Annotated in this window: 20 protein-coding genes, 1 tRNA gene and 1 riboswitch; all 21 genes read left to right on the top strand. The window is 66.0% G+C overall.

Features of this window, described 5'->3' with window-relative positions; genetic code table 11:
• Positions 1 to 5: 5 nt before the first annotated feature.
• Positions 6 to 1,382: a UDP-N-acetylmuramoyl-L-alanine--D-glutamate ligase gene (gene murD / locus C0V72_RS02360; RefSeq protein WP_101791610.1), complete on the top strand. Its 1,377-nt coding sequence runs from the start codon at positions 6 to 8 to the stop codon at positions 1,380 to 1,382.
• Complete coding sequence (locus C0V72_RS02355) at positions 1,379 to 2,608, top strand: FtsW/RodA/SpoVE family cell cycle protein (RefSeq protein WP_101791609.1); 1,230 nt, start codon at positions 1,379 to 1,381, stop codon at positions 2,606 to 2,608. The genes murD and C0V72_RS02355 overlap by 4 nt, the downstream gene beginning before the upstream one ends.
• Entirely contained in the window at positions 2,605 to 3,840 is a 1,236-nt protein-coding gene (gene murG / locus C0V72_RS02350; RefSeq protein WP_101791608.1) for an undecaprenyldiphospho-muramoylpentapeptide beta-N-acetylglucosaminyltransferase, read from the top strand. The genes C0V72_RS02355 and murG overlap by 4 nt, the downstream gene beginning before the upstream one ends.
• The gene (gene murC, locus C0V72_RS02345) at positions 3,837 to 5,270 is read left to right on the top strand and encodes a UDP-N-acetylmuramate--L-alanine ligase (RefSeq protein ID WP_101791607.1); all 1,434 of its coding nucleotides are present in this window, start codon (positions 3,837 to 3,839) and stop codon (positions 5,268 to 5,270) included. The genes murG and murC overlap by 4 nt, the downstream gene beginning before the upstream one ends.
• A complete protein-coding gene (gene murB, locus C0V72_RS02340) occupies positions 5,267 to 6,232 on the top strand; it encodes a UDP-N-acetylmuramate dehydrogenase (RefSeq protein WP_233999736.1) in 966 nt (321 codons plus the stop codon). The genes murC and murB overlap by 4 nt, the downstream gene beginning before the upstream one ends.
• 111 nt (positions 6,233 to 6,343) lie before the next feature.
• Complete coding sequence (locus tag C0V72_RS02335; RefSeq protein WP_101791606.1) at positions 6,344 to 7,351, top strand: D-alanine--D-alanine ligase; 1,008 nt, start codon at positions 6,344 to 6,346, stop codon at positions 7,349 to 7,351.
• Positions 7,329 to 8,255 carry a cell division protein FtsQ/DivIB gene (locus C0V72_RS02330; RefSeq protein WP_101791605.1) on the top strand — a complete coding sequence of 309 codons (927 nt, stop codon included), beginning with the start codon at positions 7,329 to 7,331 and terminating at the stop codon, positions 8,253 to 8,255. The genes C0V72_RS02335 and C0V72_RS02330 overlap by 23 nt, the downstream gene beginning before the upstream one ends.
• Positions 8,255 to 9,577 carry a cell division protein FtsA gene (gene ftsA / locus C0V72_RS02325; RefSeq protein WP_101791604.1) on the top strand — a complete coding sequence of 441 codons (1,323 nt, stop codon included), beginning with the start codon at positions 8,255 to 8,257 and terminating at the stop codon, positions 9,575 to 9,577. Before C0V72_RS02330 ends, ftsA begins: the two co-directional genes overlap by 1 nt.
• Before the next feature lie 121 nt (positions 9,578 to 9,698).
• Positions 9,699 to 11,438 carry a cell division protein FtsZ gene (gene ftsZ, locus C0V72_RS02320; protein ID WP_101791603.1) on the top strand — a complete coding sequence of 580 codons (1,740 nt, stop codon included), beginning with the start codon at positions 9,699 to 9,701 and terminating at the stop codon, positions 11,436 to 11,438.
• A 105-nt stretch (positions 11,439 to 11,543) separates the two neighbouring features.
• The gene (locus tag C0V72_RS02315; protein ID WP_233999735.1) at positions 11,544 to 13,130 is read left to right on the top strand and encodes an SPOR domain-containing protein; all 1,587 of its coding nucleotides are present in this window, start codon (positions 11,544 to 11,546) and stop codon (positions 13,128 to 13,130) included.
• A 174-nt stretch (positions 13,131 to 13,304) separates the two neighbouring features.
• Positions 13,305 to 13,796: a YbjN domain-containing protein gene (locus C0V72_RS02310; RefSeq protein WP_101791601.1), complete on the top strand. Its 492-nt coding sequence runs from the start codon at positions 13,305 to 13,307 to the stop codon at positions 13,794 to 13,796.
• Positions 13,797 to 13,809: 13 nt separating this feature from the next.
• Positions 13,810 to 14,601 (top strand): pyrroline-5-carboxylate reductase family protein, encoded by a 792-nt coding sequence (locus C0V72_RS02305; RefSeq protein WP_101791600.1) that lies wholly within the window; start codon positions 13,810 to 13,812, stop codon positions 14,599 to 14,601.
• A gap of 141 nt (positions 14,602 to 14,742) precedes the next feature.
• Positions 14,743 to 15,486: a Bax inhibitor-1/YccA family protein gene (locus tag C0V72_RS02300; RefSeq protein WP_101791599.1), complete on the top strand. Its 744-nt coding sequence runs from the start codon at positions 14,743 to 14,745 to the stop codon at positions 15,484 to 15,486.
• Positions 15,487 to 15,686: 200 nt separating this feature from the next.
• Entirely contained in the window at positions 15,687 to 16,619 is a 933-nt protein-coding gene (locus C0V72_RS02295) for a hypothetical protein (RefSeq protein WP_101791598.1), read from the top strand.
• A gap of 128 nt (positions 16,620 to 16,747) precedes the next feature.
• A tRNA-Ala gene (locus C0V72_RS02290) sits at positions 16,748 to 16,823 on the top strand.
• 165 nt (positions 16,824 to 16,988) lie between these two features.
• Positions 16,989 to 17,178: riboswitch (cobalamin riboswitch) on the top strand.
• A gap of 113 nt (positions 17,179 to 17,291) precedes the next feature.
• A complete protein-coding gene (locus tag C0V72_RS02285; RefSeq protein ID WP_101791597.1) occupies positions 17,292 to 19,238 on the top strand; it encodes a TonB-dependent receptor plug domain-containing protein in 1,947 nt (648 codons plus the stop codon).
• 13 nt (positions 19,239 to 19,251) lie between these two features.
• Positions 19,252 to 19,770, top strand: a complete 519-nt coding sequence (locus tag C0V72_RS02280) for a hypothetical protein (protein WP_143704509.1) — start codon at positions 19,252 to 19,254, stop codon at positions 19,768 to 19,770.
• A complete protein-coding gene (locus C0V72_RS02275) occupies positions 19,767 to 20,684 on the top strand; it encodes an ABC transporter substrate-binding protein (RefSeq protein WP_101791595.1) in 918 nt (305 codons plus the stop codon). The genes C0V72_RS02280 and C0V72_RS02275 overlap by 4 nt, the downstream gene beginning before the upstream one ends.
• Before the next feature lie 48 nt (positions 20,685 to 20,732).
• Positions 20,733 to 21,797, top strand: coding sequence for a GTPase ObgE (gene obgE, locus C0V72_RS02270; RefSeq protein WP_101791594.1), 1,065 nt, complete (start codon positions 20,733 to 20,735; stop codon positions 21,795 to 21,797).
• An 8-nt stretch (positions 21,798 to 21,805) separates the two neighbouring features.
• Positions 21,806 to 22,927 (top strand): glutamate 5-kinase, encoded by a 1,122-nt coding sequence (proB, locus tag C0V72_RS02265; RefSeq protein WP_101791593.1) that lies wholly within the window; start codon positions 21,806 to 21,808, stop codon positions 22,925 to 22,927.
• A gap of 2 nt (positions 22,928 to 22,929) precedes the next feature.
• The gene (locus C0V72_RS02260; RefSeq protein ID WP_442792546.1) at positions 22,930 to 23,841 is read left to right on the top strand and encodes an NAD-dependent epimerase/dehydratase family protein; all 912 of its coding nucleotides are present in this window, start codon (positions 22,930 to 22,932) and stop codon (positions 23,839 to 23,841) included.
• Positions 23,842 to 23,880 lie beyond the last annotated feature (39 nt).

The following is a 23,880-nucleotide window of genomic DNA, read 5'->3' as shown; positions in this document are numbered from 1 at the left end:
GTCACGTGATTACCTCCCCCGCCTTCAAGGGAAAGCGTTACGCGGTGCTCGGTCTGGCGCGGTCGGGCGCGGCCGCCGCCGAGGCGCTGCTGGCGAGCGGGGCGGAGGTGGTCGCCTGGGATCGCCAGCCCCATGCGCGCGAGCCGTTTGAAGGGCGCTGCCGGCTGATCGATCCGCTGGAGCTGGATCTTACCGGCTTTGCCGGTGTGGTGGTTTCGCCGGGCGTGCCACTCAACAATCATCCGATCGGGCCGCATACCTGGCAATATGGCTTGCCGGTGATCGGCGATATTGAACTGTTCGCGGCGGCCCGCGCCCATCTGCCGCCGCACCGTGTGGTCGCCATCACCGGCACCAACGGCAAATCCACCACCACCGCGCTCGTCCATCACATTCTGCAAACCGCAGGCGTGCCAAGCCTGATGGGCGGCAATATCGGCGATCCCATCATGGGGCAGGCGGCGCTGCCGGAAGGCGGCGTCTATGTGCTCGAATTGTCGAGCTTCCAGATCGACCTGACGTTTACGCTCGATTGCGACGTTGCCGCGCTGACCAACATCACGCCAGATCATCTGGACCGCTATGCCGATTTTGCGGCCTATGCGGCCTCAAAGGAGCGATTGTTCCAGATGCAGGCCAGCGGCACCGCCATCATTTGTGCGGAGGACGCACCCAGCCGCGCTATCGCTGACCGGGTCAAGGCCGCGGGCAAGCCGCTGGTGCGGGTGAGCACCGCCGATCTTGATGCTGGCGGGCTGGCGTCAGGGCGCTCGCCCTCGCTGGCCGGGCCGCACAATGCCCAGAATGCTGCCGTTGCCGTGGCCATCTGCCGCCAGCTTGGCCTTGAAGACGCGCAGATCGCCCAGGGGCTCGCCAGCTATCGCGGCCTGCCGCACCGGATGGAACGGGTGTGCGAGGCGCGGGGCGTGATCTACATTAACGACAGCAAGGCGACCAACGCCGCCTCGGCTGCCCCTGCGCTCGCGGCCTTCCCACCCGATCCTGCTATCAACGATGGTGCTCCCCGCATCCACTGGATTGTCGGCGGCCTGCCCAAAGAGGATGGCCTTGGAGCCTGCGCCGATCACCTTGGCAATGTGGCGGCTGCCTATACCGTGGGTGAGGCGGGGCCGATGTTTGCTGAATTGCTGGAAGGCCGCGTGCTGACCCACCGCTGCGAACTCATCAGCGAAGCCGTGCGCCGCGCCGAAGAAGCCGCGCGCCCGGGCGAAGTCGTGCTGCTGAGCCCTGCTTGCGCCAGCTATGACCAGTTTCGCGATTATGAAAAGCGCGGCCACCATTTCCGCCAGATGGTCGGGGTGCTGACCGGCTGCGACACCGCCAGCAGCGATAGCGCCGCCAGCCGGAGCATCCTGCCATGACGCTGCCGGCCTATTCGCCGGTCAGCCGCTCGGCTGGCAATTACCTGCCCCCTGTTCCGATCCAGCGGCGCTGGCGTGATGGACTGCGGATCTGGTGGCGCGAGATCGACCGCGTGCTGCTGTTGCTGATCGCGCTGCTGATGGCGATCGGCATGGTCGCGGTCGCCGCCGCGTCGCCAGCCAGCGCTGACCAGTTGTCCACCGCGAAAGAACGGGTCGCCGACTTCATGTTCTTCAAGCGCCATGTCGTGTTCCAGTTGATGGGCCTGACACTGATGATCGGCCTGTCGTTCCTGAGCCGCGATTCCGCCCGGCGGTTGGGCATTCTGGTGGGCGCGGTGATGCTGGCGTTGCTGTTTGTGGTCCCCATCATCGGTGAGGAAAAGAACGGCGCCAAGCGCTGGATCAATGTCGGGATGAGCTTGCAGCCGTCCGAGTTTCTGAAGCCGGGCTTTGCAATCATCTGCGCCTGGGTGCTGAGCTGGCGCCTGCGCGATCCGGGTTTGCCGGTGATCGTCTATGTCAGTGCGCTGATGGGTCTGATTGCCGGGCTGCTGATGCTGCAACCCAATCTGGGCGATGCGATCCTGTTCGGCGGGATCTGGCTGGTGATGGTGCTGCTGGCGGGCATGCCGTGGCAGCGCATCGCCGCGCTGGGCGGGATAGCGGTCGTGGGGCTCAGCCTTGCTTATGTGTTCTATGACAATGCCCGCCACCGCATTGACGGGTTTCTGGGCGGGGGCACGGCGTTCGATCAGGTCGATCTGGCGCAGCGCACCATCACCGCGGGCGGGTGGACCGGCACCGGATTGTGGCTGGGCATCCGCAAGATGAACCTGCCCGAGGCGCACACCGATTACATCTTCTCGGTGATCGGGGAGGAGTTCGGGCTGATCATGTGCGCGATCATCGTGCTGCTTTATTGCGGGCTGGTGCTGCGTGCGCTGACACGGCTGGTGGGCGAGGACAATCTGTTCGCCTTGCTGGCGGCGGCGGGCCTGATAACGCAGTTCGGCGGGCAGGCCTTCATCAACATTCTGGTGAACCTCAAGCTGTTCCCGTCCAAAGGCATGACGCTGCCACTGATTTCCTACGGCGGCTCATCGACACTGGCGGTGTGCTTTACGCTTGGGCTATTGCTGGCAATCACCCGGCGCAACCCGTTCCTCGCCCGAGACGGCGGGGGGCTGCGCGACCTGATTGAACGCAAGGAACCCGGCGCATGACCAGCAGCAGTTTCAGTTCCGGTCCGAACGGTGCTTCACGCCATTATGTGCTGGCCGCAGGCGGCACAGGCGGGCACCTGATCCCGGCTTTCGCACTGGCGAGCGAACTTCATGCGCGCGGACATCACGTCGCGCTGATCACCGATGATCGCGGCGCGGCGATCCCGGGCAAGCCTGATTTTCTCACCGCCCACGTTCTGCCCGCCGGGCGTTTCGGCAAGAACCCGCTGGGCTGGCCAGCCGGCATCCGCGCGGTGCTGGAAGGCCGCGCAATGGCGCTGCGTCTGTTCGATGCGTTCGAGCCGTCGGCGACCATCGGCTTTGGCGGTTATCCCGCCTTGCCCGCCCTGCTGGCGGCAACGGCGGCCAAGCTGCCGAGCATTGTGCATGAACAAAACGCCGTGCTGGGCCGCGTCAACCGCCTGCTGGCGGGCCGGGTCGACGCGATTGCAACGTCTTATGATGAAGTCGACCGGCTCAACCCCAAGCACGCAGGCAAGGTGCGCCTGACCGGCAACCCGGTGCGCGCCGAGGTGCTGGCCCTGCGCGACAAGGATTTTCCGTCCTTCACCGATGAAAGCCTGCTGCGCATTCTGGTGACGGGCGGATCACAGGGCGCGCGGGTGCTGTCCGAGGTCGTGCCTGATGGCCTTGCGATGCTGCCCCCTGCGCTGCGGCAGCGCTTGCAGGTGACCCAGCAATGCCGGCCCGAGGATCTGGAGGCCGTGCGCACGCGCTATGCCAGCCACGATATTCCGGCTGAACTGGGCACCTATTTTGAAGACATGCACGAACGGCTGGCCGACGCGCACCTGTTTATCGGCCGGGCGGGCGCTTCGACGATTGCGGAACTGACAGCGGTGGGCCGCCCGGCGATCCTGATCCCGCTGCCGATCGCGACTGACGATCACCAGGCGGTCAACACGCGCGAGATGGTGCGCGCAGGCGGCGCGCGGATGATCCGGCAGGAGGCGTTCCAGCCCAAGGAGCTCGCCAAGCAGATCCAGGCGATGGCGATGAACCCCGCCAGCCTCGCCAACGCAGCGCATTGCGCCTTCAATTGCGGACGCCCCGAAGCAGCGAAAGACCTCGCCGATCTGGTTGAGAGCATGAGCGGGATTGATCTGATGGACGTGATCCGCATGGGCGAGACAAACCCCCGCGCGGCGCAGGCCGCTGCCCGTCCCCAGACCGCGACCCGCAAAGCTGCGAAGGATCGGGCTGAACCATGAAGGGCGTTGGCACAGACATCGGGACCATCCATTTCGTCGGCATCGGCGGGATCGGCATGTCCGGCATTGCCGAGGTGATGCGCAACCTCGGCTACACCGTGCAAGGATCGGACATTTCCGAAGGCCCCAGCGTCGAACGCCTGCGCGCGCGCGGGATCACGGTGCATATCGGCCATGCCCGCGAGAATGTGGAGGGCGTGGCCGTGGTCGTCACCTCCACCGCGGTGCGCCGGACCAACCCCGAAGTCGCCGCCGCGCTGGAAGCCCGCGTCCCCGTGGTGCGCCGGGCGGAGATGCTGGCTGAACTGATGCGGCTCAAATCCACCGTCGCGGTGGCTGGCACGCATGGCAAAACCACCACCACAAGCATGATCGCGACGCTGCTGGACGCCGGCGGGATCGATCCGACCGTCATCAATGGCGGGATTATCGAGCAATATGGCTCCAACGCCCGCCTCGGCGATAGCGACTGGATGGTGGTCGAAGCCGACGAGAGCGACGGCAGCTTTCTGCGATTGGACGGCACCATTGCCGTGGTCACCAATATCGATCCCGAACACCTCGATCACTACGGTGATTTCGACGGGGTGAAGCGCGCCTTCGTGGAGTTCATCCACAACGTCCCTTTCTACGGCGCGGCGGTGCTGTGCGTCGATCACCCGGTGGTGCAGGCCGTGATCGGCGACGTGCGCGACCGCAAGGTCGTGACCTACGGCTTCTCGCTGCAAGCCGATATTTGCGGCGTCAATGTCCGCAGCGCCGAGGGCGGCAACAGCTTCGATGTGATCGTGCGTCAGCGCGGACTTGAAGACCGCCGGATCGAGGGTGTGCACCTGCCCATGCCCGGGCGCCATAACGTCCAGAATGCGCTCGCTGCGATCGCAGTTGCGATCGAAATGGGGTGCACGGATGATGTGATCCGCACCGGCTTTGCCCGGTTTGGCGGCGTGCGGCGGCGGTTCACCAAGGTCGGCAGCATCGCCGTGCATGGCGGCGCGGTGACGGTGATTGATGATTACGCCCACCACCCGGTCGAAATCCGCGCCGTGCTCAGCGCGGCGCGTGAGGCTGTGGCGGGCACCGATGGCCGGGTGATCGCGGTCGCCCAGCCGCACCGCTATTCACGCCTCAATGATCTGATGGACGCCTTTCAATCCTGCTTCGACGATGCTGATGTCGCCTATGTCGCGCCGGTCTATCCGGCGGGTGAGGAGCCGATCCCGGGCGTCGATCACGCCGCGTTGGTGGCAGGCATGAAAGCGCGGGGCCACCGGGCCGCGCGCGAGATTGCGGGGGCCGAGGCGCTGGCCGAGGCGCTGGCGGGCGAGATCCAGCCGGGCGATATGGTTGTGTGCCTTGGTGCGGGCGATATCACCCGCTGGGCGGCGGGCCTTGCACCTGCGATCACCGCCAAGCAGGGCGCGGCATGAACCAGCCCGGCGACAGTTACGAATTTGACAGCGGTGCTGCCCCGACCTGCGCGGTGGAAGGCGGGGTATCCGCGCCCGTGCCGCTCGAAGGTATTCGCGGCAAGCTGACCTGCAAGGCGCCGCTTGCGCCCTATACCTGGTTCAAGACCGGCGGGCCTGCCGACTGGCTGTTTGAGCCTGCAGATATGGCCGATCTCACGCTGTTTCTTGAACGGCTGGGCGGGGAAATCCCGGTGATGGCACTGGGCCTCGGCTCGAACATGATCGTGCGTGATGGCGGGGTTCCGGGCGTGGTGGTGCGGCTGGGCAAGGCCTTTGCGGGCGTCCAGCATACGGGCGAGCTGGAACTGACCTGCGGCGGCGGGGCGAGCGGCATTCTGGTTGCCTCGACCGCGCGCGACCTCGGCATTGCGGGGCTTGAGTTTCTGCGCGGCATCCCCGGCACGGTTGGCGGCTTTGTGCGGATGAACGGCGGTGCCTACGGGCGCGAAGTGGCCGATGTGCTGCTGGATTGCGCGGTGATCCTGCACGATGGCAGCTTCATAACGCTGACCGCCGAGGAACTCGAATATTCCTACCGCCATTCCGCTCTGCCTGACGGGGCAATTGTGGTGTCGGCGCGTTTTCGTGGCCACCCCGGCGATCCCAAAGCCATCGGCGCGGAGATGGACCGCATCGCTGCCGCACGCGAGGCGAGCCAGCCGCTGCGCACCAAGACGGGCGGTTCGACCTTCAAGAACCCCGATGGCCACAAGGCGTGGGCCCTGGTCGATGCAGCCGGATGCCGCGGCCTCGCGCTGGGCGGCGCGCAGGTCAGCGAGAAGCACACCAACTTCCTCATCAACACCGGCTCCGCCACCAGCGCCGATATCGAAGGGCTGGGCGAGCTGGTGCGCGACAAAGTCTATGCCCATTCCGGCGTCAGTCTCGAATGGGAAATCCAGCGGGTGGGGCGGCCGTGATGCATGCACCAACACCCGTTTGCCCTGAGCTTGTCGAGGGGCCGTCCTACTTTCACAACACGTCCAAAGTGACGTGCAGGGCTTCGACAATCTCAGCCCGAACGGAATTGAATGATGTTTGATAATCCCCTCCACGTCGCGGTCCTGATGGGCGGTTGGGCCAATGAACGCCCCGTGTCGTTGACCAGCGGCGCGGGCGTAGCCGATGCGCTGGAGAGCAAGGGCCACCGCGTCACCCGGATTGACATGGGCCGCGATGTCGCGCTCAGGCTCCACGAAGCCAAGCCCGATGTCGTGTTCAACGCGCTCCACGGCGTGCCGGGGGAGGACGGGACGGTGCAGGGGATGCTCGACCTGATGGGGCTGCCCTACACCCATTCGGGCCTCGCCACCTCGGTGATCGCGATCGATAAGCAGTTGACCAAGCAGGCGCTGGTGCCACACGGCATCCCCATGCCCGGCGGGCGGATCGTGACGCGCGAGGAACTCTACGCGCGCGACCCGCTGCCGCGTCCCTATGTGCTGAAGCCGGTCAATGAAGGCTCGTCCGTCGGCGTCGCCATCGTCACGGCGGACAGCAATGTCGGCAACCCGATCAGCCCGGACGCGCGCGGCCCTTGGCAGGAATTCGCCGAATTGCTCGCGGAGCCCTTCATCAAGGGCCGCGAACTGACGGCGGCTGTGCTCGATGGCCCCGATGGTCCGCGCGCGCTCGGTGTGACTGAACTGGTGGTCGCAAGCGGCTTCTACGATTACGAGAACAAGTACACTGCGGGGCGCACCGAACACATTTTCCCCGCGCAGCTTCCGCCTGAAATCACCGCCCTGTGCGAGGCCTATGCGGTCAAGGCGCATCAGGTGCTGGGCTGCCACGGCACCAGCCGCACCGATTTCCGCTGGGATGACGAGGCGGGCGAGGACGGGCTGTTCGTGCTCGAAACCAACACCCAGCCGGGTATGACACCGCTCAGTCTCGTGCCCGAACAGGCGGCGGGGCGGGGTATCCCTTATGCCGATCTGGTCGAGATGCTGGTAGCCGAGGCGCTTCGGGTGCATGGGGCAAAGGGCAAGGGTCACAAGCGAAAGGGGGGCAGCGATGGCACAGCAGATCCGGCGTAACGGCACCTCCGGCGTACGGCGCGCGGCCAAGGCGCAAAGCCGCAGCCTCACCGCCCAGCGTGCGCGTGGGCAGGCGAGCGGGTTTATCGACCGGGCGATGGGGCTTTTGCCCTTCACCGAGGAACAGTGGAGCCGCATCTGGCTGGCCATGATCATCGGTACCGGGGTGGGCGCCGCCTTCGTGATTGCGAGCCTTGCAGGCGTGCCAGCCCTCGCGCAGGCACAGGTCGCAGCGATTGCTGCCGATGCGGGGTTTGAAGTGCGCCATGTCCGCGTGACCGGCACGGCGCGGATGGACGAACAGCAGGTTTATGCCCGCGCGCTCGCCACCCGCAATCAGGCGATGCCGGATGTTGATATCGCCAAGCTGCGGGCCGAACTGCGCGCGCTGCCCTGGGTAAAAGATGCGCGGGTTTCGATCCAGCTGCCCCACACCCTGGCCATCGACATTGTCGAACGCACGCCGCATGCCGTGCTGGAAAAGGCCGACCGGCTGGTGCTGATCGACCAGACCGGGGTGGAACTTGAACCGGTAGCCCCCGCCAAGGCCAAGGGGATGCTGCGGCTGGCCGGGCCGGGCGCGGGGCGGCAGGCACCGGCGCTGGAGTCGCTGCTGGCTGTCGCGCCCGCGCTGACCCCCAAGATCGAAGCTGCCGAGTGGGTCGGCAACCGCCGCTGGAACCTGACCTTTGCCACCGGGCAATTGCTGGCGCTGCCTGAAGGCGAAGTCGAGGCCGCGACCGCACTGGTCAAGTTTGCGCGGCTGGACGGCAAGAACCGGCTGCTTGGCGGCAAGGTGCTGGCTTTTGATATGCGCACACCGCCGCGCTTGTATCTGCGGTTGCCCGATGCGGTCGGCAAGCCCAAGGTCGTTGCAGCGGACGAACAGGGGGAGCCGATCTGATGGCATCACGGGCACCTGCACAGCGCCGTCTGGCGCGCACTTATGCGGCGGTCAATGTCGGCAGTTTCCGCATCTCGGCGATGATCATGGGCGAGACCGAGAACGGCGAATTGCAGGTGCTCGGCAGCGGTCACCGTGCCAGTGCGGGGGTCAAGCGCGGCTATGTCACCGACATGGCGGCTGCCGCCCATGCGATCCGCGATGCGGTGGAGCGCGCCGAAAAAAGCGCGAACACTCCTGTGCGCAGCGTCTGGATCGCTTGCGCCGGTGCAGGGCTGGCCAGTCATGTCGTGGCGGTCGATATCGAAATCGGCGGGCGGCGGATCGAGGACGAGGATGTCGAAGCGCTGCTGATCGAGGCGCAGGACATGATCCAGCCCGATGGCCGCCGCGTGCTCCATGCCCAGCCTGCGCACTACACGCTCGACGGGGCCCACGGCGTTGCCAATCCGCGCGGGCTTCATGCTGAACGGCTGGGGGTGGATATCCACGTGATGCTGGCGGATGGCGCGCCGGTCCGAAACCTCACCGAAGCGGTGCAGAACGCGCATCTCGAAGTCGAAGGCGTTGTCGCTGCGCCGCTGGCAGCGGGTCACGCCTGCCTGACACCCGAAGAGCGCGAGCTTGGCGTGGCGCTGGTTGAGATTGGCGCGGATATCACCAATGTTGCAGTGTTCGCAGGCGGAATGCTGCTGGGGCTGCATGCGATCCCGATGGGTTCGGCTGGCATCACCGATGCGATTGCCAGCAGCTTCGGCATCCGCCGCTCTCAGGCGGAACGGCTGAAATGTGTGGCGGGGTCAGCGATTGCCAGCCCGTCAGACAATCGCGAACTGATCCCGGTCAGCGGCCCCGGCGAAAGCGCGGATGGCGCAGCACCCGGCCCGCTGGCGCGCGGGGCGGATGACAAGAACCGGATCGTGCGCGCCGAACTGATCGCTGTGGTGACCCAGCAATTGTCGGTGCTGACGGGCGAGGTCGGCAAGGCATTGAAGACCATGGGTTTCGCCGGCAGCCGGGCGGGGCAGGTGGTGCTGACCGGCGGCGGGGCGGAGCTTGCCGGCATGGCGGATTTCATGCAGGGCGCGCTCGGCCAACCGGTGCGGCTTGGGCGGCCGCCGCAGCTTGTCGGGATGCCCGAAGCGCACCACGCGCCTGGCTTCGCAACGCTGGCGGGGCTGTGTCTTTATGCGGCGGACGACCCGGTCGATATCCGCGCTGTGGGTGCGGGCCGCGCCGGCGTATACAAGGCCTTCACGCGCGAAAGCGGCATCTCGGCGCTGATCGCGCGCTTGTTCCGGGCGCTGAAAGAGTATTTTTGACGCAGCGGTGCTGTGGATAAGGGTTAAGCCGCTATAAAATGTGTATCATGATTATGTCACAGACGCGCTATGCGGGGTACGTGGTAAGGATACCGCGTTTCCGCGCCGGGAGGATCAGCAGATGAGCATCAATATCGGACCCGCAGCGAGCGACGACCTGCGCCCGCGCATTACCGTCATCGGGATTGGCGGGGCCGGTGGCAACGCGATTGCCAACATGATCGCTGCTGAGATCGAAGGTGTCGAGTTCATCGTCGCCAACACCGACGCGCAGGCCTTGAGCAGTTCGCCGGCTGAACGCCGCATCCAGCTGGGCCCGGATATCACTGGCGGGCTTGGCGCAGGCGCGCGGCCCGAAGTGGGCAAGGCCGCTGCTGAAGAAACGGTTGCGGACATCGAAAAGGCGCTGGAAGGCGTCAACATGTGCTTTATCGCCGCCGGTATGGGCGGGGGCACCGGCACCGGCGCCGCGCCCGTGATCGCCGAAGCCGCGCGCCGCATGGGCGTGCTGACCGTGGGTGTCGTCACCAAGCCGTTCCTGTTTGAAGGCACGCGCCGGATGCGCGCTGCCGAAGCCGGGATCGAAGAGCTTCAGGCCCATGTCGATACGCTGATCGTCATCCCCAACCAGAACCTGTTCCTGGTCGCCAAGGCGGAAACCACCTTCAAGGAAGCCTTCCAGCTGGCCGACGAAGTGTTGCAGCAGGGTGTGCGGTCGATCACCGATCTGATGACCATGCCCGGCCTCATCAACCTCGACTTTGCCGACGTGCGTTCGGTCATGAGCGAGATGGGCAAGGCGATGATGGGCACCGGCGAGGGTGAGGGCGAGAACCGCGCGCTCGACGCGGCCGAGCAAGCCATCGCCAACCCGCTGCTCGACGGGGTCAGCATGGCGGGCGCCAAGGGCGTCATCATTTCGATCATCGGCGGCGAAGACATGCGCCTGCTCGAAGTTGATGAAGCCGCCAACCATATCCGCGAACTGGTTGATGAAGACGCCAACATCATCTGGGGCAGCGCTTTCAATCCCGACTTGAAGGGCAAGATCCGCGTTTCGGTGGTGGCCACCGGGATCGAGCAAAGCGCTATCGGCCAGTCCGAACGCTCGCAGCCGGTCTCGCTCGGCGGTGCGCGCGCGCCCAAGCGCCCTGTGCTGGAATTGTCTGAAGACGAGGGCATGGTCGAACTGCCGCCGCAGCCTGCTCCGGCCCCTGCCCCAGCGGCCCCGGCCGCCAGTTTCAGCCCGGCGGCTTCCGCCTCGGTGAGCTATGGCAACGACATGCTCGACCTTGGCGCCGAGGACGAGGACGCCGAGGAGGATGGCGATTTTCCGACCGCTGCGCCGTTCGACCTGACCGGTATGCAGGCTGGTGATGATTATGGCGAGGAATATGACGACGATGTCGATGGCATCGTCGATCCGCTGGCGGGCCTGCGCGGTGTGGACGATGCGCCGGGTGCTGGCTTTGTCGCGAATGCTGGCGGTGCGGCGCCGACGCGCGAAGATCCGCTTGATCTGGATGATGGTTACACGCCCTATTCCAACGCGGACGAGCCTGATGACGGTCCCTTGCAGGATGACCTGCTGGCCAATGCAGACCGGCTTGCGGCGGACAATCGCCCGGTCGAGGCCCGGCTTGGTGGCGGGCGGCGGCGCGGTCTGCTCGGCGGCGGCGCCGAAGGTGCTGGCAGTGGCGGCGGCAGTGCCGGCGGTGCGGCCGGCGGCGGCAGCACGCTGTTTGAGCGCATGGCCAATCTGTCACGCAGCAGCTCGCGCGAAGAAGACGATGATGATGACGGCGATGACAGCCCGGCGCTCAGCATCCCGCGCTTCCTCGGGCGGCAGAATAACCAGTAACTCGCCCCCCATGCGCGCTGTCTTTCAGCGCACGTGGGGCGCTGTTTGCCGCATGGCTCGCGTCCCGCTCTGGCGGGACTCAGCAGGCACGTTAAGGCACGCATGATGGCGCCGCGTTCATCTGTTACTTGCGCTCTGGCGATGGGCATGGCCGCGACCTTTGCGGGTCCGGGCACTGCCCGTGCGCAAGAGGTGATTTCGCGCGAGGTCGTCCAGCAGCTGCCTTCGGGCGAGGTGCAGCGGCTCAACCGCGCGCTTGTAGCGCTGGCCCAGACCCCGCGTGATCGCGACGCGCTGATCGAGGCGGGTCAGGCGGCGTTGGGGGTCGATGATCTTGAAGCGGCGATCGGCTTTTTTGGCCGGGCGGCTGAGGTTGACCCCGGTCATTCTGGCGCGGCGCAGGGGCTGGCTTCGGTCTATCTGCGGGCCGGCCGCGCGGGAGAGGCGCTGGTCCAGTTTGACCGGGCTTTGGCCGCCGGCGTGCCCGAGGCGGCGGTCGCATCGGACCGCGCGCTTACGCTGGATCTGGTGGGCGAACAGCCAGCCGCGCAGGCCGGTTATCTGCGGGCGCTGCAATTCAGTCCCGCCGATGACGAGGCGCGCCGCCGCCTTGCGACCAGCTATGCCATTTCCGGCAATCGCGCGGGGTTTGAAGAGGCCTTGCGCCCGCTGCTCGACAAGCGGGACATGGCGGCCCAGCGCACGCGGGCCTTTGGCCTTGCGATCATGGGCGATAGCGAGCGTGCGACGGCGATTGTCGAACAGGTCATGCCGCGCGATCTGGCAACCCGGCTGGTGCCCTATCTTGGTTACATGCCGCGCCTGACCAAGCCGCAGCAGGCGGCGGCTGCGAATCTCGGCATTTTCCCGCGTGCGGCAGACATCGGCCGCGATGATCCGCGGCTGGCACGTTTTGCTGCCGAGGAACGCGCGGATAACCGCTTGGCGCCCAGCGGTCCGCCGCTCGGTGCGCGTGCCTTGCCTGCGCCTGCGCCAACAGCGGTGGCGGTGCCAGCGCCAACAACCACAGTCTATGCCGAACCGGTTTCCGCGTCGGCGATCGGGTCTGTGCCCCCGCCGGCGCGCGTGGCCACGGTGGCGCCGGTCAACGTGACGACGGCCGCGAGTGCGCCGGGGCCGGTTGCGGCTTCGGTGCCCGCTCCTCTGCTTGCGCCTGCACCACTGCCCGCGCCTCTGCCCGCGCCGCAACCCCTACCGGCACCAGTCCCAGCGCCGCTACCCCAACCGCCGCTCCGGGTCGCCGATGCCTTCGCCGACCTGGGCGCTCCGCTACCCGATGCGCGGGTCAGCGGCGATGCGGTCGATATTTCGCGAATCGCGGTCAAGCGCGAAGCGCCGCCGCCACCTGTCGCCAAGCCGGTGGCCGAAAAACCGAAACCCAAGGAGCCGCCCAAGCCCGTTCACCCCAGCCGCGTCTGGGTGCAGGTGGCAACGGGCCGCAAGATCGATGCGCTGGCGTTTGACTGGCGGCGGATCAGCAAGGAAGGCGGCAAGACGCTTGCCAGCCTCAAGCCCCATACGGCGCGTTGGGGACAGACGAACCGGCTTGTCGTCGGCCCTGTCGCCAGCCGCGACAAGGCCGAGGCCATGGTCCGCGAGCTGAAGGCCAAGGGTCTCGACAGCTTCCTGTGGCTCAGCGATGAAGGCGAGGAAGTTCAGGCGCTTAAGTAACGCCTGGGCGTGATCCCCCACTTTCTTTGCACAGGCTTTGCACAGGTCTGTCCGGTTCTCCCCAGCCAGCCTGACATGGGCGATTGCCAAGCCTGCCCCAAGGCGTTCATGCGTTGCACCAATGGTGAACCTGCTCCCCCCCACTGCGATCCCCCGGCCATGAGAGTGCAAGACATGGACTATTCCGCCGAGGACGAAGCCGCCCCCGTCGAAATGCTCGCCAGCCTGTTTGAGGCGCGAGGCTGGCCATGCGAAATGGTGGCTGATGATGAAATGACCGGCGAAGTGCAGGGCAGCTGGGCCAATTACCAGCTGCGTGCGATCTGGCGGGCCGAAGACCGCGTGCTTCAGTTTCTGTGCCTGCCTGACATTCGCGTGACCGAAGATAAAAAACCCGCTGCCTACGAGCTGCTTTGCCTGGTCAACGAACAGATGTGGCTGGGGCATTTCGATATCTGGTCCAGCGGCGACGTGCTGCTCTATCGCCACGGCGCGCTGCTGGGTGATGGCGGGCGGCTCAGTCTGGATATGGCGCAGTCGCTGGTCGAATGTGCGATCGACGAATGCGACCGGTTCTACCCGGCGTTCCAGTTTGTGCTGTGGGGCGGCAAAACTCCCCGCGCGGCTTTGGACGCGGCGATGGTTGACGCTGCGGGCGAGGCTTGAGCGCGCGAATAAGATGAACCACCTACTTATCATCGGCTGCGGCAACATGGGTGGGGCGATGCTGGCCGGTTGGCTGGCTGCTGGCGAGCCGCCCGCGCGGTTCAGCGTGCTCGATCCCGCGTTGCCCGATGCGCCGGATGGCGTTGCGCTTTACCGCAATGCCGCCGATCTGCCGGGCGCGCATGATGCGGTCTTGCTCGGGTTCAAGCCGCAGCAATTGGGTGCGTTGGGGCCGGGTTTGCAGGATGTGACCGCGGGCCGGACAGTATTCTCGCTGCTCGCCGGGATCACGCTGGCGCAGCTCGCCGCCGCCTTTCCGCAGGCTGCCGCGCATGTACGGGTGATGCCCAATCTGGCAGCGCGGATCAACAAATCGCCGGTCATCCTGAGCCATACCGGTCTTGCCGAAGCGCCGCGCGCGGCCGTGTTCGCGCTGTTCGATACCCTCGGCAGTGCGGTGTGGCTGGATGATGAGACACAGTTCGATCTGGTGACCGCGCTTGCCGGATCGGGGCCGGGCTTTGTTTACCGCTTTATCGATGCGCTGGCGGGCGCGGCCGTGGATCTGGGCCTGGAGGAGAGCACGGCGGCCAGTCTCGCGCTGGCCACCGTTGAGGGTGCAGCCGCGCTGGCGGCCAACGCCGATGTTGGCCCTGCGACCCTTGCTGACCGGGTTGCCAGTCCGGGCGGAATGACCCGCGAAGGCCTCAATGTGCTTGACGAGGGTAGGGCGCTGCGGCGGCTGCTGACCGACACCTTGCGCGCCACCGCCGAAAAGGGCGCAGCACTCTCTCGCGGCAGTTAAGATTAACATCGGTTAATCTGAACGAATTGCGCCGATTGCAATCCGGTTTCGCTTGAAAAGCGCTGCCGAAACTCCGATATTCGCCGCATTGGAGAGCGCGGGCGTTTCCGCGCTCCGATAAGAAAGGCTAAGGGTTTCGCAATGGCTGACTGGAATGACACCTCGCGCGATGCGCAGCGGCTGGGCTCCGTGCCCCGCGCCGGAGGCGATGTCGCCGGCCGCGTGAGCTTTGATGAGGGCCTGCGTTCGCACATGCTCTCGATCTACAATTACATGACCTCGGGCATTCTGCTGACCGGGATCGTCGCGCTGCTGGCTTTCAGCAGCGGCATCGCGGAAACGATTCACTTCAGTGCTCTGCGTTGGGTTGTCGGCCTGTCGCCGCTCGCCATCGTGTTCGCCATGAGCTTTGGCGCCAACCGCTTCAGCACCGGCACGCTCCAACTGATGTTCTGGGGCTTTGCGACGCTGATGGGCCTGTCGCTGTCGTCGATCTTTCTGGTTTACACCGGCGGTTCGATCGCCACGACCTTCTTCGCCACCGCCGCGGCCTTTGCCGGTCTGTCGCTGTACGGCTACACCACCAAGAAGAGCCTGTCGGGTCTCGGCAGCTTCCTCATCATGGGCGTGATCGGCCTGCTGGTGGCGATGGTCATCAACCTGTTCCTCCAGAGCCCCGCGTTCCATTACGCGATCAGCTTCATCGGCGTGCTGATCTTCGCCGGTCTGACCGCTTACGATACGCAGCGCCTGAAGAACGAGTACCAGTATCTGCGCGGCACGCAGTTTGCGGGCAAGGCCGTGATCCTGGGCGCGCTGAGCCTTTATCTGGACTTCATCAACATGTTCCAGTTCTTGCTCAGCTTCCTTGGCAACCGCGAGTAAGCGGTCCGCCACGCCACTGGCCAGGGCTTCGGTCTGACGCACAGATGTTGAAATATCGGATGCCCGGGGCTTTCCTTAAGCTCCGGGCATTTGCATTCTAACCGAGGGTCGGTATCGCTGCGCTTCAGGCTGGAGCAAGCCGTCGGCGCGCATCCACGCCCTTGGCGGCCCATTCAGACCGCAGCAGGAGAGATACCCCAATGAACGCGGCTTCCCCCACGTCGTCATCCGCGCATGGCGGGCTTGCGCAGGCCACCACGCGCAAGCGCTTTGGCGTGACCATTACCATGTTGGCAGCGACCAGCGCTGTGCTGGCGGCCTGTGCCACACCGGCGCCGCCCCCGCCGCCCCCGCCCCCGCCGCCCCCGCCGCCGGTGGTGGTCGAAGCCGTGCCCTACCGCCCGCTCCCGCCGGGCGGGGCGCATTACGTGATGGACCTGCCGCCGCGCGGGCCTGACGGTCGGCGTGTCACGGTCAACAGCAACCTGTCCGACGACCAATTGGTCTGGAACCTGCGTTCGGCCTGGAACGTCGCTGCGCTCAATTGCCTTGGGCCTGATTACGAACCGGTCCTCGAAGGCTACCGCGCGTTTCTGACCAAGAACGTCAAATCGCTGAAGGCGGTCAATGATCGGCTGGAAAAGAGCTACACCAGCCGCTTCCGCGTGCGGCGCGATGCGATTGTGGCGCGCGATGGCTATACCACGCAGGTTTACAATTTCTTTGCAGAGCCTGCCGCGCGCGCCGGGTTCTGCCGTGCGGCGCTCGAAATGTCGAACCGCGTGTTGATGACCCCGCCTGCCAATCCGCTCGAATTCGCGCGGGCCAATTTTGATGGTTTGCTGTTGCCGTTCGACCAGTTCTTCAACGAGTTCGAGGCCTATCAGCAGGCGTCGGCTGCGTGGGATGCAAAGTGGGGCGCGATGTACGGCGCCTCGCAGCCGGGCTGGGTTGCGGTGCAGCAGGCCCGTTCGGGCATGGCGGTGATGGGCGCCTCCGATCCCGCTGCCCAGACGGTGATCGATCCGGTGACCGGGCTGCCAGTGCCCGTCATTCCGGTGAACGAAGGCGTGATGTCGCAGCCGGTGGTTCAGCCGATCGCGCCCACTCCCGCGCCCGGTAAGGGCCAGTAGGGAGCGCCAGTCAAACCGGGGCCGCAGCGCGAAAAAATCTTGCGTTGCATGGGCCCCGGCTTGCAGTTATTGCGCGCGCCTGCCCGCTTTCCTTTTGGGAATGGCACGCGGGCGCAAAAACCTGGAACGGGGCCGTAGCTCAGATGGGAGAGCGCGTCGTTCGCAATGACGAGGTCAGGGGTTCGATCCCCCTCGGCTCCACCAGGTATTTCTTGTTTTAACTTGCAAGCGCTGCGCGGGCCGTCCGGCCCGCTTGGCCATCGCGCCATAAGGCGCGGCGGCCGATCGGCCATGCGGCCCTTTGGGCCGATCTGCGCAATCCCTATTCTTCCACTTTACACCGCTTGCCGTCGGCTTTGCCTGACGCTATCGCTTGCCCCGCGTTTCGGTAACGGGAATGCGGTTTGATTCCGCAGCTGTCCCTGCAACTGTAAGCGGTGAGTATCTGGTTGCGCGCCCCGGTAGGGGCAGCCACTGGGGGCCCTCGGGCCGCTGGGAAGGTGAGCACCGGATGCGTTGATCCGTGAGCCAGGAGACCGACCGGGGCGTGTCGCTCTTTGCCCGGCTCAGGGATTGGCCAGGCGCGGAACCACTTTCGTTGTGAGCGACATCGCTGGGCTGTGGGGGAAGGTTCCCTCGCGGCCACCATGTTGCTGATAACGGGAGGAATCCGTGAAAAATTTTGTATTGTTGGGCAGCGTCGCTGGGGCGGCGCTGGCTTGGGCTGCGCCTGTGGCCGCGCAGCAGGTCTCGCAAGAACCCTATGTCGACGAGGGTGACCCGGTCGGCGAGCGCGTCACGCCGGAGCCGATCCTTGTGTCGGCCAGCCGCCTGCCAACGGTTTCCATCTCCGAATTCACCGGCTCCGCCCTCATCATCACCGCCGAACAGCTCGAACAGCGCCAGACCCGCGACATTGCCGATATCCTGCGCGATGTGCCCGGCGTGGCGGTTGCAGGTATCGCAGGCCAGACCCAGATCCGGCTGCGCGGCTCCGAGGGCAATCACGTGCTCGTGCTGGTCGACGGGATCGAAGTGTCCGATCCCTTCGCGGGCGAATTCGACATCGGCACGCTTCAGGTCGAGCCCGGCGCCCGGGTCGAAGTGCTGCGCGGCCAGCAATCCGCGCTTTATGGCCCTGACGCCATCGGCGGCGTGGTCGCTTACCAAAGCGCCAGCGGGCGCGCTGTGCCCGGCTTTGCCGCGCGGCTTGAGGGCGGCACGCAAGGCACTGTCAACGGCGCGCTGCGTTATGGCGCAGCCGGTGACACATGGGACGCAGCCCTTTCTGCCACGGTGGTCAGCACCGATGGCCAACCCAATGCGCGAGGCGGCGTCCGTGATATTGGTCGCGACAGCTACACTGTCGCGGGCAAGGGCGCGGTCGATCTGAGCGACACTGTGCAACTGCGCGCCGCAGCCCGCTTCATCCGCACCGAAGGCCAATCCAACGACAGCGATTCCGACACCGCCAGCCCCACCTTCGGCTTCATCATCGACAGTCCCGGCACCCGCTTCACCAACGAGGCTGTCTATGCGCTGGTCGGGGCAAAGATGGAAACGCTGGAGGGGCGCTGGACCCATGACCTTTCAGCCCAGATCGCCGATGTCACCCGCGAAACCTTCACCGCCTTCGGCAAGTCGAGCGGAAGCGAAGGCGACCGCGTAAAGGCCTCCTATGTCAGCGCCTTCGCCTTGGCGGATCAGCACAATCTCACCTTCGCCGCTGATTACGAGGTCGAGGGGTTCCGCAACACCACACCGGGCGGCTTTGCCTTCAACGGGCGGCGAGAGATCGAACAGGTCGGCCTGGTGGGTGAATATCGCTATGCTGGCGAAGCGTTCGACCTGTCGGCGGCACTGCGCCACGACATCAACGATCTGTTTGCGGATGCCACCACCTTCCGTGTCGGCGCGGGCTACCGCGTGACCGACACCACCCGCCTGCGCGCTGCGGCGGGCAGCGGGGTCAAGAACCCCGGCTTTTTCGAGCTGTATGGCTTTGTCGATGGCCGCTTCATCGGCAATGAAAACCTCCGGCCCGAAAAGTCGACCGGGTGGGAAGTCGGGCTTGACCAGCAGCTGGGCGATAGTGCCAGCTTGGCCGTGACCTATTTCAACAGCGAGCTGGAGGGGGAAATTTTCACCACGTTCCCCGCCCCTACCTTCATCGCGACCCCGGCCAATCGCACCACGGTGAGCAACCAGCGCGGGGTTGAGGTATCGCTGAACGCCCGGCTCGCCCCGCAGTGGAGCGTGGATGCGGCCTATAGCTACCTTGATGCCGAGGAAAACGGCGTGGAAGAAGTCCGCCGTCCCGAACACATCGCCAGCGCGGCGCTGACGTGGAGCGCGCCGGGCGATGCCGCGTCTGCCACGCTTGTGGTGCGTCACAATGGCGTAACGCCGGATGTGGCCTTCATCGATCCCAGCTTTGTTCCGGTGCGGGTGCAGTTGGACGATTACACGCTCGTCAATCTTAACGCGCGCGCCCGGATGACCGATCAGGTCAGCATCTTTGCCCGCATCGATAACCTGCTGGGAGACCGGTACGAGCAAGTGTTCAGCTTTGTCTCCCCAGGCCGTTCGGCGGTTGTGGGCGTCGAAGCGCGGTTCTGAAGGAGGCATGATGATGACGGATTTTGCAAAATCGCTCCCCGCGCTGGCATTGCCTGCGGTGCTCGCCGCCACCACGCTCACAGGTACGGTGGTGCTGGCCTGCATGATGCCGTTCGCGGCCATCGCGACGATCTGTGCGCTCGCGATGCCGGCGCGGCGGGGGCTGGCGACGGTCGCGCTGTGCTGGCTGGGCAATCAGGTGCTCGGTTTTGGGCTGATGGGCTTCCCGTGGGACGCGCCGACATTCGCGGCGGGTCTTTCGCTGCTGGTGTCCAGCTTGATCGCCTTTGCCGCGGCCCGCGGGTTGGCAAAGGCACAGGACAACCCGCTGCTCGCCTTTGTTGGCGCGTTTGCTGCGTTTGAAGTCAGCCTGTTCGCCTACGCCCTGCCGTTCGGCGATCCGGCGCTGTTTGCCCCGCACATCGTCGCGCAAATCGCGCTGAATGATGCGCTGTGGTTTGCCGGGCTGTGGCTCGGCTGGCAGGTGCTGGCGCGCATCCCGGCGCTGGCTGATAGGCGCCGACGGGTATGACCAACCAGCCTTTGCGCATCGTCTCGCTGCTCCCCAGCGCCACCGAACTCGCGGTGGCGCTGGGGTTGGAGGGCAATTTGGTGGGCCGCAGCCACGAATGCGACTTTCCCCCGGCGGTGAAAGCGCTGCCGGTTTGTACCTCGACCAAGCTGGAAAAGGGGCTGACATCGCAAGCGATCGAAGACCGGGTGAAGGCGATCGTCGAGAAGGGCCTGTCGGTCTATGATGTCGATGCCGCTCTGCTGCGTTCGCTCAGGCCTGATGTGATCCTGACGCAGGCGCAATGCGCTGTCTGCGCCGTGACGCCCGCCGATCTGGAGGAAGCGCTGGCGGCATGGGTTGGCACGCCGCCCGTGCTGGTCTCGCTCGCACCCGATGATCTGTCGGACGTGTACGGCGATCTTCAGCGGGTGGCCGATGCGGCGGGCGTGCCGGACCGCGCCGCCCCTGCTGCGGCGCGGATGCAGGCGGGAATCGCCGCGCTGCCCAAACCAGTGGCTCCGCGCCCGACCATGCTCGCGGTCGAATGGATGGAACCGCTGATGGTAGCCGGCAACTGGGTGCCCGAACTGGTGCGCGCTGCCGGGGCCGATCCGCTGCTGGCCGACCCCGGCGTCCATTCGCACTGGATCACCTTTGACGCGATCGCCGCCGCCGATCCTGATATCATCGCGCTGATGCCCTGCGGCTACCAGCTCGGCCAGACCCTTCCCGAAGCCCGCGCGCTGCTGGCTGAGCCGCAATGGCAGGCCTTGCGCGCGGTGCGCGAGGGGCGGGTGTTTGCGGTCGATGGCCACCACCTGTTCAACCGTCCGGGGCCGCGTCTGGTGGAAAGCGCCGAAGTGCTTTCGTGCCTTGTCCACACGCCGGACGATGTGCCCGAGAGGCTCGCTCCGTTCATAGCAAGGCTCTGACGTGCCATTCCCCTCGCAATCGCAGCAAAAATTGCCTATGGGCGCGCGATGCATTTTCTCGACCAAGCCAAGATCTATGTGAAGTCCGGCGGAGGCGGCCCCGGCGCCGTCTCGTTCCGGCGTGAGATGTACGTCGAATATGGCGGCCCTGACGGCGGCAACGGCGGCAACGGCGGCGACATCGTGTTTGAAGCCGTAGCGGGCCTCAACACGCTGATCGACTTCCGCTATTCGCAGCATTTCAAAGCCCCGCGTGGTCAGCACGGGATGGGCAAGGACCGCACGGGCGCGTCGGCCAAGCCGCTCGTCATCAAGGTGCCGGTCGGAACGCAGGTCTTGTCCGAAGACAAGGAAGAAGTGCTCGCCGATTTCACGCAGGTCGGCCAGCGCGTCACCTTCCTTGAAGGCGGGATGGGCGGGCGTGGCAACGCGAGCTACAAGACGTCCACCAACCGTGCCCCGCGCCAGCATCAGGACGGGATACCCGGTCAGGAAGCCTGGGTGTGGCTGCGGCTCAAGCTGCTGGCCGATGTTGGCCTTGTGGGCATGCCGAACGCGGGCAAATCGACCTTCATCAATGCTGTGTCCAATGCGGGCGCGAAGGTGGGCGCCTATGCCTTCACCACGCTGGTGCCAAAGCTGGGTGTGGTGCGCCACAAGGGCCGCGAATTCGTTCTGGCGGATATTCCGGGCCTGATCGAAGGCGCAGCCGAAGGCGTCGGGATCGGTGACCGCTTCCTCGGCCATATCGAACGCTGCCGGGTGCTGATCCACCTGATCGACATCACCGGCACCGAAGACGCCGACCCTGCCGAAGCGATGCGGATCGTCGAGGATGAACTGGCAGCCTACGGCGCGGGCCTTGAGGACAAGGCGCGGCTGGTGGTGCTCAACAAGCTCGACCTGGCGGATGCTGAACTGGTCGAGGCCTATAGCGAGGAATTGCTGGCCGCCGGTGCGGACAAGGTGTTCGCGGTGTCCGGCGTGACCGGCGCGGGCATCCCCGAACTGCTCGATGCGGTGCTCGGCTACCTGCCCGATCGCACCTCGACCGAGACCAAGACGGTCGAGGTCGAGCATGAGGAAGACGCCAGCGACTGGTCGCCGCTGTAAGCCCGGCGATGCTGACCAGCCTGTCTGACATCACCGCCGCGCGGCGGATCGTGGTCAAGATCGGCAGCGCGCTGCTGGTGGGCGGCGGGCAGGCGCGTGAAGCCTGGCTGACCCGGATGGCCGGCGATCTTGTCGCGCTGCGCCGTGCCGGCGCGCAGGTGATTGTGGTAAGCTCCGGCGCGATTGCACTGGGGGCAGCCCGGCTCGCCTTGCCCAAGGGCGGGCGCGGAAGCCTGGCCGATGCGCAGGCTGCAGCTGCCGTCGGGCAGATCGCGCTGGCCGACCTCTGGAGCCGCGCGCTGGGCGATGAGGGGATCACCGCGGCGCAAATGCTGCTGACGCTGGGCGATCTGGAAGACCGGCGGCGCTATCTCAACGCGTCGGCCACGCTCGACCGCTTGCTGGAGGCGGGGGTGATCCCTGTCATCAACGAAAATGACAGCGTGGCGACCGAGGAAATCCGCTTCGGCGACAACGACCGGCTGGCCGCGCGGGTGGCACAGGCGGCCAATGCCGATCTGGTGCTGCTGTTGTCGGACGTCGACGGGCTGTTTGACCGCGACCCGCGTGAAGCAGGCGCTGCGCTGGTGCCGGTGGTTGACGCGGTAACGCCTGACGTGATGGCGATGGCGAGCGGGTCTTCCTCCTCGGGCATGGGTTCGGGCGGGATGACATCCAAGCTGCAAGCCGCGCAGATCGCGACGCGCGCCGGGATCGCGCTCGCGATTATGAACGGCACGCATGATGCACCCATCGCCCATGCCCTGGCGGCGGGTACGGGGACGCTGTTCTTGCCCGTTCGTACTGATTCTGCCCGCAAGGCTTGGCTGGGCGGGCGGCTGGCCCCGGCTGGCGAACTGCGTGTCGACACAGGCTGCGCGCAAGCCCTGAAAGCGGGCGGGGCAAGCCTGCTGGCGGCGGGCGTGGTCGGCGTATCCGGGCAATTCCGGCGCGGTGATCTGGTCAGCGTGGTCAGCATGAAGGGTGAACGGCTGGCGCAGGGCCTCGCCGAATATGACGCCGCCGAAATGCAGCTGATCGCCGGCCGCCGCGCCGAGGATCAGGCCGAGCGGCTTGGCTATGCGCCGCGGTCCTGCGTCATCCACCGTGACCACATGGTCTTGCTGTGAGCGTGATCGCGCTGACCGGGGCGACCGGCTTTGTCGGCAGCGCCGTGCTCAATGCGGCGCTGGCCGAGGAGCATCAGGTGCGCGCTCTGGCCCGCCGCGATCAGACGGCGCGCCTGGGTGTCGAATGGGTAAGGGGCGATCTGGGCGATGCGGCCGCGCTTTGCGCGCTGGTCGCCGGGGCCGATGCGTTGATCCATGTCGCTGGCCTCACCAACACCCCTGACCCTGCGGCGTTCGAGGCTGCGAATGTCACCGGCACCGCCAATGTCATTGCCGCACTGAGGCAGGCCGGCGTCAAACGGCTGGTGTTTGTTTCGTCGCTGGCGGCCCGCATGCCGGGCCTGTCGGCCTATGGCGCGTCGAAGGCGCAGGCCGAAGCGCTGGTGGAGGCAAGCGGCCTTGACTGGACCACAGTGCGCCCGCCCGGGGTCTATGGTCCGCGCGATGTCGACTATCTGGAGATGTTCCGCACCGCCAAGCGGGGCTTCGTCCCCTTGCCGCCCGGCGGGGCGAGTTCGATCATTCACGCCGACGATCTGGCGCGGCTTCTTGTCGCGCTTGCCGCAGGAAACGCAGCCTCGACCAAAAAGCAGACTTACGAACCCGATGACGGGCGCGAGGGCGGGTGGAGCCATAAGGAACTTGCGCAAGCCATAGGCCGTGCGGTGGGCAGGCGCAGCGTCTTCGCCCCGCACCTGCCGCGCGCGGTGCTGGATGCTGCCGCTGCCGCCGACCGGATCATTCGCGGCGACCGCGCGAAACTCACCGCCGACCGGGTAGGCTATATGGCGCATCCCAACTGGGTGTCGCGCTTCGACCGCAAGCCGCCACCGGCTATCTGGCAGCCGCGCATCAGCGGCGAGGAAGGACTGAAGGCGACTGCCGAATGGTATCGGCGCGAGGGTTGGCTGTAAGCACTACATCGTCATCCCGGGCTTGACCCGGGATCGCTC

The sequence above is a fragment of the Porphyrobacter sp. TH134 genome, from assembly GCF_002855495.1.
Lineage (GTDB): Bacteria > Pseudomonadota > Alphaproteobacteria > Sphingomonadales > Sphingomonadaceae > Erythrobacter.
This window is presented reverse-complemented; position numbering and strand designations above follow the sequence as displayed.

Coding starts and splice junctions, on each gene's coding strand:
- C0V72_RS02280 (WP_143704509.1), top strand. CDS start 19,252: ATGACGGATTTTGCAAAATCGCTCCCCGCGCTGGCATTGCCTGCGGTG.
- C0V72_RS02355 (WP_101791609.1), top strand. CDS start 1,379: ATGACGCTGCCGGCCTATTCGCCGGTCAGCCGCTCGGCTGGCAATTAC.
- C0V72_RS02305 (WP_101791600.1), top strand. CDS start 13,810: ATGAACCACCTACTTATCATCGGCTGCGGCAACATGGGTGGGGCGATG.
- C0V72_RS02275 (WP_101791595.1), top strand. CDS start 19,767: ATGACCAACCAGCCTTTGCGCATCGTCTCGCTGCTCCCCAGCGCCACC.
- C0V72_RS02315 (WP_233999735.1), top strand. CDS start 11,544: ATGGCGCCGCGTTCATCTGTTACTTGCGCTCTGGCGATGGGCATGGCC.
- ftsA (WP_101791604.1), top strand. CDS start 8,255: ATGGCATCACGGGCACCTGCACAGCGCCGTCTGGCGCGCACTTATGCG.
- C0V72_RS02310 (WP_101791601.1), top strand. CDS start 13,305: ATGGACTATTCCGCCGAGGACGAAGCCGCCCCCGTCGAAATGCTCGCC.
- C0V72_RS02335 (WP_101791606.1), top strand. CDS start 6,344: ATGATGTTTGATAATCCCCTCCACGTCGCGGTCCTGATGGGCGGTTGG.
- C0V72_RS02300 (WP_101791599.1), top strand. CDS start 14,743: ATGGCTGACTGGAATGACACCTCGCGCGATGCGCAGCGGCTGGGCTCC.
- ftsZ (WP_101791603.1), top strand. CDS start 9,699: ATGAGCATCAATATCGGACCCGCAGCGAGCGACGACCTGCGCCCGCGC.
- C0V72_RS02295 (WP_101791598.1), top strand. CDS start 15,687: ATGAACGCGGCTTCCCCCACGTCGTCATCCGCGCATGGCGGGCTTGCG.
- obgE (WP_101791594.1), top strand. CDS start 20,733: ATGCATTTTCTCGACCAAGCCAAGATCTATGTGAAGTCCGGCGGAGGC.
- murG (WP_101791608.1), top strand. CDS start 2,605: ATGACCAGCAGCAGTTTCAGTTCCGGTCCGAACGGTGCTTCACGCCAT.
- C0V72_RS02330 (WP_101791605.1), top strand. CDS start 7,329: ATGGCACAGCAGATCCGGCGTAACGGCACCTCCGGCGTACGGCGCGCG.
- proB (WP_101791593.1), top strand. CDS start 21,806: ATGCTGACCAGCCTGTCTGACATCACCGCCGCGCGGCGGATCGTGGTC.
- murB (WP_233999736.1), top strand. CDS start 5,267: ATGAACCAGCCCGGCGACAGTTACGAATTTGACAGCGGTGCTGCCCCG.
- murC (WP_101791607.1), top strand. CDS start 3,837: ATGAAGGGCGTTGGCACAGACATCGGGACCATCCATTTCGTCGGCATC.